The sequence below is a fragment of the Pseudonocardia pini genome (genome assembly GCF_013870575.1).
GTDB classification, from domain to species: domain Bacteria; phylum Actinomycetota; class Actinomycetes; order Mycobacteriales; family Pseudonocardiaceae; genus Pseudonocardia; species Pseudonocardia pini.
In genome coordinates this window covers 1-13,141 of the sequence record NZ_JACBXB010000063.1, presented here as the reverse complement: position 1 = coordinate 13,141, position 13,141 = coordinate 1, and the positions used below count along the sequence as shown (strand labels likewise).

General features: G+C 71.8%; 13 protein-coding genes. 8 read left to right on the top strand and 5 right to left on the bottom strand.

Going from position 1 to position 13,141, the window contains the following annotated elements:
* Both H5J29_RS06550 and H5J29_RS06545 read right to left on the bottom strand, forming a co-directional pair.
* Positions 1–522 (bottom strand): LLM class flavin-dependent oxidoreductase (locus H5J29_RS06550; RefSeq protein ID WP_181780010.1); only part of this gene is annotated, 522 nt, incomplete at its 3' end.
* Complete coding sequence (locus H5J29_RS06545; protein WP_181780009.1) at positions 519–1,535, bottom strand: hotdog family protein; 1,017 nt, start codon at positions 1,533–1,535, stop codon at positions 519–521. The genes H5J29_RS06545 and H5J29_RS06550, both read right to left, overlap by 4 nt.
* 110 nt (positions 1,536–1,645) lie before the next feature.
* On the opposite strand from H5J29_RS06545, the gene H5J29_RS06540 reads away from it, so the two are divergent.
* From H5J29_RS06540 to H5J29_RS06530, 3 genes are read left to right on the top strand one after another with little or no spacing between them, the layout of a single operon-like run.
* Positions 1,646–2,824, top strand: a complete 1,179-nt coding sequence (locus H5J29_RS06540) for a thiolase family protein (RefSeq protein ID WP_181780008.1) — start codon at positions 1,646–1,648, stop codon at positions 2,822–2,824.
* Between the two features lie 15 nt (positions 2,825–2,839).
* Positions 2,840–3,997 (top strand): acyl-CoA dehydrogenase family protein, encoded by a 1,158-nt coding sequence (locus H5J29_RS06535; RefSeq protein ID WP_181780007.1) that lies wholly within the window; start codon positions 2,840–2,842, stop codon positions 3,995–3,997.
* A gap of 3 nt (positions 3,998–4,000) precedes the next feature.
* Positions 4,001–4,795, top strand: coding sequence for an alpha/beta fold hydrolase (locus H5J29_RS06530; RefSeq protein WP_181780006.1), 795 nt, complete (start codon positions 4,001–4,003; stop codon positions 4,793–4,795).
* On the opposite strand, the gene H5J29_RS06525 is transcribed toward H5J29_RS06530, so the two are convergent.
* Positions 4,792–5,382, bottom strand: a complete 591-nt coding sequence (locus tag H5J29_RS06525; protein WP_181780005.1) for a TetR/AcrR family transcriptional regulator — start codon at positions 5,380–5,382, stop codon at positions 4,792–4,794. The genes H5J29_RS06530 and H5J29_RS06525 overlap by 4 nt on opposite strands.
* A gap of 145 nt (positions 5,383–5,527) precedes the next feature.
* On the opposite strand from H5J29_RS06525, the gene H5J29_RS06520 reads away from it, so the two are divergent.
* The 5 genes from H5J29_RS06520 (at position 5,528) to H5J29_RS06500 (ending at position 11,596) form a co-directional block, all read left to right on the top strand.
* The gene (locus H5J29_RS06520; RefSeq protein WP_312858091.1) at positions 5,528–6,337 is read left to right on the top strand and encodes an enoyl-CoA hydratase/isomerase family protein; all 810 of its coding nucleotides are present in this window, start codon (positions 5,528–5,530) and stop codon (positions 6,335–6,337) included.
* Positions 6,337–7,485 (top strand): acyl-CoA dehydrogenase family protein, encoded by a 1,149-nt coding sequence (locus H5J29_RS06515; protein ID WP_181780004.1) that lies wholly within the window; start codon positions 6,337–6,339, stop codon positions 7,483–7,485. Before H5J29_RS06520 ends, H5J29_RS06515 begins: the two co-directional genes overlap by 1 nt.
* Positions 7,486–7,495: 10 nt before the next feature.
* Positions 7,496–8,989 carry a carotenoid oxygenase family protein gene (locus H5J29_RS06510; protein ID WP_181780003.1) on the top strand — a complete coding sequence of 498 codons (1,494 nt, stop codon included), beginning with the start codon at positions 7,496–7,498 and terminating at the stop codon, positions 8,987–8,989.
* A gap of 253 nt (positions 8,990–9,242) precedes the next feature.
* A complete protein-coding gene (locus H5J29_RS06505; RefSeq protein WP_181780002.1) occupies positions 9,243–11,204 on the top strand; it encodes a flavin-containing monooxygenase in 1,962 nt (653 codons plus the stop codon).
* Complete coding sequence (locus tag H5J29_RS06500; RefSeq protein WP_181780001.1) at positions 11,201–11,596, top strand: nuclear transport factor 2 family protein; 396 nt, start codon at positions 11,201–11,203, stop codon at positions 11,594–11,596. Before H5J29_RS06505 ends, H5J29_RS06500 begins: the two co-directional genes overlap by 4 nt.
* A gap of 65 nt (positions 11,597–11,661) precedes the next feature.
* Here the strand turns inward: H5J29_RS06500 and H5J29_RS06495 are convergent, their stop codons facing one another.
* Both H5J29_RS06495 and H5J29_RS06490 read right to left on the bottom strand, forming a co-directional pair.
* Positions 11,662–11,850 (bottom strand): ferredoxin, encoded by a 189-nt coding sequence (locus H5J29_RS06495; RefSeq protein WP_181780000.1) that lies wholly within the window; start codon positions 11,848–11,850, stop codon positions 11,662–11,664.
* A 17-nt stretch (positions 11,851–11,867) separates the two neighbouring features.
* Positions 11,868–13,141, bottom strand: a 1,274-nt coding sequence (locus H5J29_RS06490) for an aldehyde dehydrogenase family protein (RefSeq protein ID WP_181779999.1), incomplete at its 5' end; no start/stop codon positions are given.

Below are 13,141 nucleotides of genomic sequence, written 5' to 3'. Positions count from 1 at the left end.
GCGGCCCGCGCGGCGGATCGCGCCCGCCTTGCGGCCCCCCAGCCAGATCGGCGGCCCGCCGGCCCGCACCGGGCCGGGCTGCAAGGCGAGGTCGCGGATGGTGGTGAACTCGCCGTCGATCGTCACCCGCTTGCCGGAGAACAGGGCGCGCAGCACGCTCAGGCCCTCGTCGACCCGGCGGAACCGGGTCGCGGGGTCCACGCCCGCCGCCTCGAACTCGGGCGGGAACTCCCCGCCCGCCCCGACACCGAGCTCGAAGCGACCGCCGGAGACCCGATCCAGGTCGAGGGCGAGCTTCGCGGCCAGGGCGGCGGGGTAGAGGGGGAGCAGCGTGATCGAGCTGACCAGACGGATGGTTCTCGTCGCTCCTGCCGCGGCCGCCAGCGCGACGAAGGCGTTCGGGACGGGGCCGTGGAAGAACAGGTGCTCACCGGAGGCGACGAGGTCGAAGCCCGCCGCCTCGGCGGCCTGCGCCTCGGCGACGGCGCCGTCGAGGTCACCGAGGACGAGCCCGACCCTCATCCGACGAGCGTGCGGACGCCGTACTGCAGCATCGCCATCGTGCAGGTCCCGGCGATCGCGCCGGACCTCGTCCGGTAGGTCTCCCGGCCGGTCACGAAGTACCCGGGGCCGAGCTTGGTCTGCTTGAGCGGCGAGCAGCCGGTCAGCTCGTAGGTCACGCCCACCCGGTCACCCGGGCGCAGCGGGGTGCCGAACTCGCACACCACCTCCTGCACGATCAGCTCGGTGGTGTCCGGCGCCCGGAAGCTGAACGAGAACCGCTCGGCGGGGGCGGGCCAGGCCGGCTGGTCCGGCAGCTCGACGTCCGGGTGCCGCGGGTCGAGGCCCATCTGGGTGGCCCGGGGCTGGCCCCACATCACCAACGACTGCGGGGGCGCGATCATGCCCCCCGGGAGGTCGGTGTCGAGGGCGTACCGCGGGTGCGCGTCCCGCACCATCTCGCACCAGTACATGATCTGGGCCTCGCTGACCGGGTACGGCCCGTCCCGGTGCAGCGGGCGCCCCAGGTCGGCCCGCGCGAACTCCGGGAGGTCGTCGGCGGCCACGGGAGCGGGCGGCTCGGGCAGCTCCCGGTCGGCGACCGCCGTCCCGGGGTCGGGTGGCAGGGCCAGCACGGTCGTGCACCGTGCCGTCGTGCCGCGCTCGTGGCCGATGCTCGCCACGACCTCCACCAGATGGTCCGCGCCCTCGGTCCACACCCGGCCGACGGCGCCGCGCACGACGGCGCGGTCCCCGGGACAGAGCTGGTCGCTCATCGTCAGCCGCTGGCTGCGCACCGCGGCGGCGGGGCCTGCCCAGTCGGTGCTGTAGCGCCCGAACAGTCCCTGGTAGAAGGTGGTGTTGACGAAGGTGTCCCGCAGCCCGAGCGCGCGGGTGAACGGGCCGTTGTGGTGGTACGGGAACAGGTCCCGGTTGCCCACGACCTGCAGGGCCAGGGTCTTCTGCGTGATCGGGTACTCCAGCGGTGCGAGCTCCTCGCCCGCCTGCACCGCCGCCCAGGTCCGTCCCTGCACCTGCCGCCTCCTCGCCGTGAACGATCGCTCACGCTAGCCCTTTGACGCACGATCGTCGCTGCTCTAGCTTTGAGATTGTCAGGCTCAAAACTAGCCGGAGGAGGCGACCGGTGGCAACGACGGCCGTGGTCGTGGACGCGATCCGCTCACCGATGGGCAAGGGCAAGCAGGGTGGTGCGCTCTCGTCCATCCACCCGGTCGAGCTGCTGGGCCAGGTCCTGCGCACCCTGATGGACCGGAACCCCGGCGTCGACCCCGGTGAGGTCGACGACGTCATCGCCGGCTGCGTCAACCAGGTCGGCCAGCAGGCCGGGCCGGTGGGCCGCTGGGGCTGGCTCGCCGCGGGGCTGCCGGAGCACGTCCCGTCCGTGACGGTGCACCGCGCGTGCGGCTCCAGCCAACAGGCCGTGGAGTTCGCGGCGCAGGGGATCATCGCCGGCGTCTCCGACGTCGTGGTGGCCTGCGGCGTCGAGTCGATGAGCCGGGTGCCCCTGTGGGCGAGCTTCGGTGAGAACCAGGACCCGTACGGCACGCAGGTCCAGGAGCGCTACGCGCCCGGCCTGATCCCGCAGGGCGTGTCCGCGGACCTGATCGCGGAGCGGTGGAAGCTCACCCGCGAGGACCTCGACGAGTACGCCGCGCGGTCGCACGCCCGGGCCGCCACCGCGGACTTCGGCCGGGAGATCGTGCCGGTCACGGCCGCGGACGGCACGGTGGTCGACACGGACGAGACGATCCGTCCGTCGACCACCCCGGAGACCCTCGCCGGGCTGCGCACCGTGTTCGACACGGAGGAGTACCGCACCCGGTACCCCGACCTGACCTGGCGGATCACCGCGGGGAACTCGTCGCAGATCACCGACGGCGCCGCCGCGCTCCTGCTCATGAGCGAGGAGCGGGCCGCCGCGCTCGGCCTCACTCCGCGGGCGCGGGTGCACACCATGGCGGTCGCCGCGGACGACCCCATCACGATGCTGACCGGCCCGATCCCCGCCACCGAGAAGGTGTTGCGGCGCAGCGGGCTCGGCATCGAGGACCTCGACCACTACGAGGTCAACGAGGCGTTCGCCCCGGTGCCGCTGGCTTGGCAGGCTCACTTCGACGCCGACCCGGCCAAGCTCAACCCGAGGGGCGGCGCGATCGCCCTCGGCCATCCGCTGGGGGCGTCCGGGGCCCGGATCATGACCACGATGCTGGCCGCCCTCGAGGACACGGGCGGCCGCTACGCCCTACAGACCATGTGCGAGGCCGGCGGCATGGCCAACGCGACCATCCTCGAGCGGATCTAGACGGAGGACCTGAAGGTGTTCGAGCTTTCCGAGGAACAGCAGGAGCTCAAGGAGCTGGCCGCGCGCGTCGCGGCGGAACGCTTCCGGCCCAAGGCCCTGCAGTGGGACCGCGAGCGGGCGCACCTGCCGCAGGAGGAGCGCAGGCTGCTGGGGTCGCTCGGGCTGCTCGCGCTGAGCATCCCGGAGGAGTACGGCGGTGGCGGGCGCCCGCTGATGGACGCGCTCGTGGTGCTGGAGGAGGTGGCCAAGGCCAGCCCGGTGGCGGCCTGGCCGATCTTCGAGGCCTCGACGGGGCCCGCCCGGGTACTGGAGCAGTTCGGCACGGACGCGCAGAAGAAGAAGTACCTGCCCGCCGTCGCGTCGGGGGAGACCACGATCGCGGTGTCGATCTCCGAGCCGAACGCGGGCTCGGCGGCCACGGACGCCACGACCACCGCCCGCATCGAGGGCGACGAGGTCGTGCTCAACGGCACCAAGCGTTGGTGCTCCGGGGCGGGCTACTCCGAGAAGTACCTGGTCTACGTGCGGTTCGGGGACCGCAAGGGCGCCAAGGGGATGGGTGCGGTCCTGGTCGACAAGGACGCGCCCGGCCTGAGCTTCGGGCCGCAGGAGGAGCTGATGGGCTTCCGCGGCATCGGTTCGGCCGACATCATCCTCGACGACGTCCGGGTCCCCTTGGACGACGTCATCGTCCCCGAAGGCGGGTTCCGGCAGCTGTTCACGGCCTTCTCGATCGAGCGGCTGGGCAACTCGACCATGTCCCTGGCGGTCGGCCAGACCGCGCTGGACCGCACCGCGCGGTACGTGGAGGAGCGCCAGCAGTTCGGCAAGGACATCGTGGAGTTCCAGACCGTCCAGTCCGGACTCGCCGACATGGTCGTGCAGGTCGAGGCGGCGCGGCTGCTGATCCGGCGGGCCGCGGAGAACGCGGGCACCGGCGCGCCGAGCTCGCTGGAGGCCTCCGTGGCCAAGTGCTTCGCCAACGAGATGGCCAAGAAGGTCTCCGACCTGGCCATCCAGCTGCACGGCGGGTACGGCTACGCCGCCGAGTACGAGATCGAGCGGCTGCACCGGGACGCGCACGGCTGGGCCATCGCCGGCGGCACGCCCGCCATCCAGCGCACCCGCATCGCCTCGGAGTACCTCGGCCGCCGCTTCGACCAGCGGGGCTGAGCGGTGCGGGTCGAGGTGGGGTCCGGGGTCGGCATCGCCGTGCACGAGCTCGGCGCAGGCCCCCCGGTCGTCCTGGTGCCCGGGTTCGGGTTCGACCACCGCGTGTGGGACCGCCAGGTCCGGGTGCTGACCGAGGCGGGCCGTCGGGTCGTGTGCGTCGACCAGCGCGGCCACGGGGACTCGGACAAGCCGCTCGCGGGCTACTCGGTGGAGGAGCTCGCCCGTGACCTCGGCGCGGTGCTCGACGCCGTGCTCGACGGCCCGTGCACGCTCGTCGGCTGGTCCTTCGCCGGACAGGTGGGGTTCCGGCTGGCGGCCGAGCGGCCGGACCTCGTGGCCCGGCTCGCCCTCGTCTGCTCCAACGGGGTGCGGGCCACCCGCAGCGACGACTTCCCCTTCGGCGGCAAGCCCGCGGACCTGGAACGGCTGATGGTCGAGGCCGAGCGGGCGGACCGGATCGCCGCGCGCCGCACCGCGATCACCCCCGGCTTCGCCGCCGCACCCGATCCCGCGCTCGTGGACTGGCTCGTCGGGATCTCCCTCGCCATGCCGTCCTGGTCCGCGGTCGCGTGCCACCGCGCGATGCTGCACGCCGACCTCGTCGCCGACATCCCGCGCGTCACGCAGCCCGTGCTCCAGCTGGTGGGGGCGGCCGACCCGGTCTTCTCGGCGCGGGGCGCCCGCTGGCTGGCCGAGCGGCTCGCCGACACCCGGCTCGTCGAGCTGGCCGACTGCGGGCACTACCCGTTGTTCGAACGCCCCACCGAGTTCGACGAGGCGTTGCTGGGGTTCGTCTAGCCTGCGCGGTCCACGGCCCGCAGGCGGGCGGCGCCGGGGGCGGCCAGCCCGTCGAGTGCCGCGACCGTCAGACCGGTGAGCAGGGCCGGGAGGGCGGTGGGCTCGCGGACACCGTCCGGGCGGGCGCTGTCGGAGAACATCAGGGCGTGCACCGCGCGGATCGCCGCCACCAGCGTGTCGCGGGCGTGCCCCGGATAGCAGCGGTCCAGGCAGTCCACCCAGCGGTCGATGTAGCGGCGCTGCCGCCTGCGGAAGCTCCGTTCGTGGGCGCCGGAGAGCGCCCGCTGCTCCCGCTGCCAGATCACCGACAACCGCCTGCGCCCCACCGAGAACTCGACGTGGGCCTTGACGAGGCGGCTCAGCTCCTCCCACGGGTCCCCGCCCGGCTCGCCGACGCTGAGCAGCAGGGCGTCGGTGGCCTCGTCGAACAGCGCGGCGAGGATCTCGTCCTTGCCGTCGAAGTGGCGGTAGATAGCCGATCCGGTCACCCCGGCCTCGCGGCCGATGGCGTCCACCCCCACGCCGTCGAAGCTGCGCTCGGCGAAGAGCTTCTCGGCGGCGTCGAGGATCTGCTGCTCGCGGCTCACGCCGCGCAGTCTACGGACCGATCGTTCACCTCGGCTATACCTGCTCCGAACTGCTGGTTCGCCACTCTTGGTTGACGCCGTCTCCGTCGGCTCGTAGCTTTGAGACGGTAGGGTTCAAAACCAACGACGGGTGGAGGGGTACGGCGTGCCCGAACAGCACTCCGCGAGCAGCCGCGAGGCGCTCACGGTCGCGGTCACGGACGGGGTCTGGGAGATCACCCTCACCCGCCCCGAGCTGATGAACCGCTTCGACGACGTCCTGGAGAGCGAGCTGCTCGGCGTCCTGCAGGACCTGGCGAACGACCGGGACGCGCGCTCGGCCGTGTTGCTCTCGCAGGGCAAGGTCTTCTCGGCGGGCGGCGACTTCGACCTGATCCTGGCCGCGAACCGGGACACCACCGAGCGGCTGGCCGCCGTCGAGCGGGCGCGGAGCATGCTGGCGGCGCTCATCGCGCTGCCCCAGCCACTGGTCGTCGGCGTGCAGGGTGCCGCGGTGGGGCTGGGCGCCACGATCGCCCTCGCGGCCGACGCCGTCGTCGCCTCCCGGAACGCGAGGATCGCCGACACGCACGTCGGCGTCGGTCTCGCAGCCGGGGACGGTGGGGCGCTGTACTGGCCGCAGTCCGCGGGGATGCTGCGCGCCCGCCGCTACCTGCTCACCGGGGACATGATCGACGCGGCGAAGGCTTACGAGTTCGGTCTGGTCACCGACCTGGTCGACGAGCCGGGCGAGGTCGCCGACGTCGCCCGGGGGATCGCCACCCGGATCGCGGCGCTGCCGCCGCTCGCGGTGCAGGGGACCAAGCGCGCGCTCAATCAGCTCACCCGCCAGCGCCTCGGCGAGGTGGGGGAGACCGCGTTGCTGCAGGAGGCGCTGACCCTCGGCTCGGCGGACCTGGCCGAGGCGGTGGCGGCGTTCAAGGAGAAGCGCGCCGGGAAGTTCGTGGGGGAGTGATGACGGAGCTCACCGAGGAGCAGCAGGCGTTGGTGGAGGCCCTGCGGGACTTCACCCGCCGGGAGTGCGGCACCCGCGAGCAGCGGGACGCGTTGACGGACGGCGGCCGGGAGGCCCACAGCGACGAGCTGTACGCGAAGCTCGCCGAGGCCGGTTACCTGGGGATCTCCATCCCCGAGGAGTACGGCGGCGCGGGCGGGGACCTGATGGACCAGTGTCTGCTGCACGAGGAGCTGTACCGCGGGCTGGCCCCGCTGCACGCCATCGGCGGCACGCACACCGTGGCCGGGATCCTCAAGCGCTATGGGACCGAGCAGCAGAAGAAGGAGATCCTCGGCGCCATCGCGGGCGGTGCGCCGATGTCGATCAGCATCTCCGAGCCCGAGGCGGGCTCCGACGCGGCCAACATCTCGTGCCGCGCGGAGCTCCGCGATGGGCGCTACGTGATCAACGGCCAGAAGACCTGGTGCTCGGCGGCGCAGCACGCCACCGGGATCCTGCTGGTCGCGCGCACCGAGCGCAGCGAGAAGCGCCACCAGGGCCTCACGATGTTCTACCTTCCCGCGGACATCGCGGGCCTGCAGATCCGTGGCATCGACACGATGAGCGGGCCCCTGGTCAACGACCTCTACTTCACCGACGTCGAGGTCCCCGAGTCGGCGGTCGTCGGCGAGGTGGGCAAGGGCTGGCACCAGCTCATGGCCGGGCTGAACACCGAGCGGCTGGTCGCCGCGGTCGAGGCGCTCGGCATGGCCCAGCGCACCTTCGACGACCTGCTCGGCTACCTGAAGGAGCGCAAGCAGTTCGGCGCCGCGATCGGCTCCTTCCAGGCCATCCGGCACCGGCTGGCCGACCTCGCCATCGAGGTGGAGGCGTCCAAGGCGCTCACCTACGCCACGATCCGGCGGGTGCAGGCGGGCACGGACCCGGCCGAGGTGCTCGTCCGGCTCACCTCGATGACGAAGGTCAAGGTCACCGAGACGGCCAAGAACACCGCGCTGCAGGGCGTCCAGCTGATGGGCGGCTACGGCTACGCCACCGAGTACGGCATGGAGAAGCACCTGCGGGACGCGGTGGCACCCACCATCTACGCGGGCACCAACGAGATCCAGCGCGAGATCATCTCGTCGACCTACGAACTGCGGTAGAGGAGTCACGATGGGATACCCGATCCCCACGGAGGCCCGGCTCAAGGGCCCCTTCCAGCCCATGCGCTTCGAGGCGACGATCGAGGAGTGCATCGTCTCCGAGGGGGAGATCCCCAAGGAGCTCTACGGCGGCTTCTACCGCACCGGACCCACCTGGAAGCGGCCGACGGCCCAGGGCACGAACGGCCTGCTGGCCATCGACGGCATGGTGCAGGGCATCGTGTTCGAGAACGGCCGGGCGGATTTCCGCAACCGCTGGGTGCGCACGCCCAAGTACGAGCTGGAGCGCCGCGAGGGGAAGGGGATGTTCACCTTCACCGACGGCGACTGGCACGACTGGCGCACCTTCGGCCTCGGCGACGTCCAGCGCGAGGGCCTGACCTGCGGCGTCCCGCAGGGCACCGCGAACGTCAACATCTTCCCGTTCCAGGGCAAGATGATGGCCGTCGCCGACTCGATCGGCGCGCCCATCGCCATCGACCCGATCACGCTCGACACCGTCGGCATCGTGAGCTGGTCCCCGCAGCTGTCCGCGGGCCTGCACGAGAAGGCCGCGTTCGGCGACGGGGGCTTCACCGCGCACCCGAAGTGGGACCCGGAGACCGGTGTCCTCTACGGCTGGGCGTACCGGGACACCGCGCCCTACGTGACCATGCACTTCGTGCACCCGTCCGGCGTGGTCGAGTCCCGCGACCTGCACGACGCGCCGTACAACACGGTGGCGCACGACATCTGGCTCACGCCGGAGCACGTCGTCATGCCGTTCCAGCCGTTCCTGGTGGACAAGAAGCGGATCCTGGAGGGGCGCAGCGTCTACGCCTGGGAGCCGGAGCTGCCGATCGTGCTGGCCCTGATCCCGCGGCACGACCTGCAGGGGGAGATCCGCTGGGTCACCCTCGACGCGGACCCCCAGTACGTCATGCACACCATGTCGGCGAACGTGACGAACGGGAGGCTGAGCCTGGACGGGCCGATCTTCAACCGGCCGCCCTTCCCGTTCGAGCAGGACTTCGCCGACGGGGACGACGTCGCGCTGTTCTTCTCGATCGCGAAGAGCCAGCTCGGCCGCTGGACGGTCGACCTGGAGACCGGCAAGACCGGCGTCGAGCAGCTCTCGGACCGGCCCTCGGAGCTGCCGAAGGTCGACGAGCGCTTCTACGGCAAGGGCTACCGCTGGGGCTACCAGGTCGGTGGCGTGGTCAAGCGCGGCGGCATGTCCATGAACAGCCTGGTCGTCACGGACATGACCACGCTCTCCGACCAGGAGTACGTGATCCGCACGGGCGAACCCGCGGCGGTGCTCGAGGCGACGTTCGCCCCGCGGCACAAGGACTCCCCGGAGGGCGACGGCTACATCATCGTCCCGGTGTCGTGGTGGGCGGAGAACCGCGGCGAGTACCTGATCTTCGACACGGACGACATCACGCAGGGCCCGATCTGCCGGATCGACATCCCGTTCCGGCTGGGCTGGACGGCGCACGGCCACTGGATGGACTTCCGGTAGGGGAGTGCGACCGCCGCGGCAGCAGCACGCTGTCGCGGCGGTCGTCGTCGTCGAGGCCGTGTGCGGGCGACCGCGCAGTGTTGACGTCGGGTCGAACCCCCACCTATATTGAGACTGAGCGACTCAATATAGGTCGCGGGATCGCCTCCGGTAGGTGGAGCGCACGCACCGAGGGTGCGGCGAGCAACCCCCGAACCCGATCACCCGCCCGGCGGGCGGGATCGGCGGGGTGGAGCGGAGAAGGGGAAGTCAGTTGTCCGAATCGGTCGTGACCAGCCCGGACGAGCGCGTGTCCGAGGACGCCGAGCTGCGCGCCGCGCTCGACGTGGCGAACATCCCGACGCTGCTGCTCGTGCTGGCCCATCTCACCGGCGACGGGCGCTGGGTCCAGGACCCGTACACCCCGCAGCGGGGCAAGCCGTTGTCGGACAACGACACCGGCGGCCTGCCCGAGGAGCTGCAGGCCGAGGTGCGGGAGGCGGCCTTCGAGGCGATCCTCGCCCACGAGGCCGGCACGCTGATCCCGGTCGACCCGACGCCCTCGCAGGTCGCTGAGCGGCTGGCGATCGCGCTGGTCGAGGAGGTGGCCGAGGAGTACGGGCCGCTGCTCTCGGAGGAGCTGGGCCTGGTCTCGCGGGAGGTCGAGCTGCCGACCCCGCCCCCCGGGTTCCGCGCGGTGATCATCGGTGCGGGGCTGTCCGGGCTGTGCACCGCGTTCAAGCTCGAGGCCGCGGGCATCGATTACGTGATCCTGGAGAAGGACGCGGACCTGGGCGGCACCTGGCTGGAGAACGTCTACCCCGGCTGCGGTGTGGACACCCCGAGCCACTTCTACTCGTTCTCCTTCGCCCCCAACGGGCGCTGGTCGCGCTACTTCGCCAAGCGGGACGAGGTGTTCGCCTACCTCAGCGAGCTCGCGGACCGCTACGACGTGCGTCGACGGATCCGCTTCGGCACCGAGGTGACCCGGGCGGACTACGACACCGACTCCGCGACCTGGACCGTGCAGACCCTCGACACCGAGGGCCGCGAGGAGACGTTCACCGCCCCGGTGCTGGTCAGCGCGGTCGGGATGGTCAACCGACCCTCGATCCCACCCATCGCGAACCTCGACGCGTTCGAGGGCCCGCTGATGCACACCGCCGAGTGGCAGCGGGACGTGGACCTGACCGGCAAGCGGGTCGCCGTGATCGGCACCGGCGCGAGCGCGATGCAGCTCGTCCCCGCGATCGTCGACACCGCCGAGCGGGTCCTGGTGTTCCAGCGCTCCAAGCAGTGGGCCATCCCGTACCCGAACTACCAGTGGTCGGTCCCGGAGGGCGTGCGCTACCTGATGCACCGGGTGCCGCTCTACACGCGCTGGTACCGGCTGCGGACCTTCTGGAACTTCGGCGACCGCCAGCACGAGTCGATGCAGATCGACCCGAACTGGGAGTTCCCGGACCGCTCGGTCAACGCGCAGAACGAGAGCCACCGGGTCTTCCTCACCAAGCACATCACCCGGGAGCTCGGTGAGCGCGCCGAGGAGCTGCTCCCGGACTGCCTGCCGGACTACCCTCCGTACATCAAGCGGCCGCTGCTGGACAACGGCTGGTTCCGCACCGTGGCCCGCAGCGACGTCGAGCTGGTCACCGAGGCGGTCGCCGAGCTGACCCCGGACGGCGTGGTCACCGCGTCGGGGGAGAAGTTCGAGGCGGACGTGGTCGTGCTGGCCACCGGCTTCAAGACCCTGCAGTTCCTGTGGCCCATGGAGATCCACGGAGCCTCGGGCAAGACGCTGCGCGAGCAGTGGGGCGAGGACGACGCCCGAGCCTACCTGGGTGTGACGGTGCCGGACTTCCCGAACTTCTTCATCGTCAACGGGCCCAACACCAACGCCGGGCACGGGGGCAGCGCGATCATCGCGACCGAGCTCGAGGTCCGGTACATCATGAACGCCCTGCGCCGGATGTTCGAGCAGGGCCTGGCCGCGACCGAGGTCCGCGAGGACACGTTCTGGGAGTACAACGACCGCCTCGACGAGGCGCTGTCCCGGGCGATCTGGTCGCACACCAAGGCCACGACCTACTACCGCAACGACAAGGGCCGCGTGGTCGTCTCCAGCCCGTGGAAGTACTTGGACTACCACGCCTGGACCAAGGAGTACGACCCCGCCGACTACGTCGAGACCCCTGCCGAGCCTTCTGCCGAGACCCCTGCCGGGACCGGGCGATGAGCGCCGAGGTCGTCAGGGAGTTCTACCGGGCCGTCGCGGCCTCGGACGCGGACGCCGTCCGGACCCTGGTCCGCGACCGGTTCGCCGAGGATGCCACGCTCACCTGGCCGGAGGCGCTGCCCTACGGCGGCACGGTCGCCGGGCGGGACCGGCTGGCGAAGGTCCTGGGCGGCGCGGCGGCGTCGACGGCGAAGGTCGGCGCCCAGGACCTGCGGCTGCTCGAGCTGGCCGACGGTGGGGACCGGGTGGCGGCGGAGGTCGCGTTCGACTACTACCCGCCCGGCGGTGCGGACGCGGTCGCCAGCCGCGCGGTCGAGTTCTGGGAGTTCGCCGACGGCCTGGTCACCGCGGTGCGCGCCTACTACTGGGACACCGCCGCCCTGGTCCGCTGACCTTCGTCCGATGAACGAACGGCACTCTCGCTCATACCTAGTGAGCGAGAGTGCCGTTCGTTCGTTCAGTCGGAGAGGGTGATCGCGGCGACCGGGCAGGAGGTCGCGGCGTGCTCGATGTCACCGCGCATCGTGTCCGGCGCCTCCGCCGTCCAGTGCAGCGTGTCGTCGTCTCCGAACTCGAACACGGACGGCGCGGCGAACACGCACTGGCCGTGGTCCTCGCAGCGGTCGAGGTCGACGTTGATCTTCATGATGGGTCCTTCCGTGGTCAGGTGGTGGGCGGGAGGATCGGGTACCAGTGCGGCTCGGCGGCACCGGACTCGGTGAGGGTGAGCGTGGCCTGGGCGCGGGTGTACTTGCGGATGCCGGCGGCGCCGCCGAAGCGGGCACCGATGCCGGAGCTCTTCCAGCCGCCCGAGGGCAGCGACAGGTGGAAGTTGGTGGTGCACACGTCGTTGACGCAGATCGCGCCGACCTCGACCTGCGCGGCGAGGGCACTGCCCCGCTCCCGGTCGGCGGTGAACACGCTGCCGGACAGACCGAACTCCGAGTCGTTGGCGCGGCGCAGCGCCTCGGCGGCGTCGGCGACGCGGGCGATCGGCACGACCGGCCCGAAGGTCTCCTCGCGCATGACGGCCATGTCGTCCGTGACGTCGACCAGCACGGTCGGCGGGTAGTACCAGCCGGGGCCCTGCAGGCGGGCGCCGCCGGTGAGGGCGCGGGCTCCTGCGGCCACCGCGGCGTCCACCTGCTCCTCGACGATGCGCAGCTGGGCCTCGCTGGACATCGCGCCGATGTCGGTGACGTACGGCTCGCCGCGCACTGTGCCCTGGCGGATCCGGCCCGCCCAGTCGACGACCCGGGCGACGAAGTCCGCGTACACGGCGTCCTCGACGTAGACGCGCTCGACGGCGCTGCAGCCCTGCCCGGAGAACACGCACGCGCCCCAGACCGCCGCTCGGGCGGCTCGGTCGAGGTCGGCGTCGGCGAGCACGATCAGCGGGTCCTTGCCGCCGAGCTCGAGGCTCGACGGGATCAGCCGCTCGCCCGCGCGCGCCGCGACCGCCCGGCCGGTGCGGACCGAGCCGGTGAACTGGATGAAGTCCACGACGTCGACGACCGCGGCACCCGTGGCGCCGTCCCCGGTCGCGATCCCGAGCACGTCCGGCGCGCCGATCTCCCGCCAGCCCCGGACGGCCTCCGCCCAGGTGAGCGGGGTCAGCTCGGACGGCTTGGACAGCACTGCGGCACCCGCCATGAGCGCGGCCGGGATGTCGAGCATCGGCATCGTCAGCGGCCCGTTCCACGGCGAGATCACGCCGACGAGCGGGTACGGGTGGTGGCTGATCTCGAGGCGGTGCGTGGGCACCGCGGACTCGGGGTGTTCGGGGGCGAGGAAGGCCTCGGCGTGCTCGAGCCAGTAGTCGGTGACCTGGATGCCGTAGGCGGGTTCGCCGACGGCGTCCCCGTAGGACTTCCCGGTCTCCTGCTGGACCAGGTCCACCAGGTCCGCGGAGTGCTCGGCGAGCCAGTCCCGCCAGG

Excerpts from the sequence above, each read along its gene's own strand:
- H5J29_RS06515 (WP_181780004.1), top strand. The coding sequence starts at position 6,337 with ATGACGGAGCTCACCGAGGAGCAGCAGGCGTTGGTGGAGGCCCTGCGG.
- H5J29_RS06500 (WP_181780001.1), top strand. The coding sequence starts at position 11,201 with ATGAGCGCCGAGGTCGTCAGGGAGTTCTACCGGGCCGTCGCGGCCTCG.
- H5J29_RS06510 (WP_181780003.1), top strand. The coding sequence starts at position 7,496 with ATGGGATACCCGATCCCCACGGAGGCCCGGCTCAAGGGCCCCTTCCAG.
- H5J29_RS06495 (WP_181780000.1), bottom strand. The coding sequence starts at position 11,850 with ATGAAGATCAACGTCGACCTCGACCGCTGCGAGGACCACGGCCAGTGC.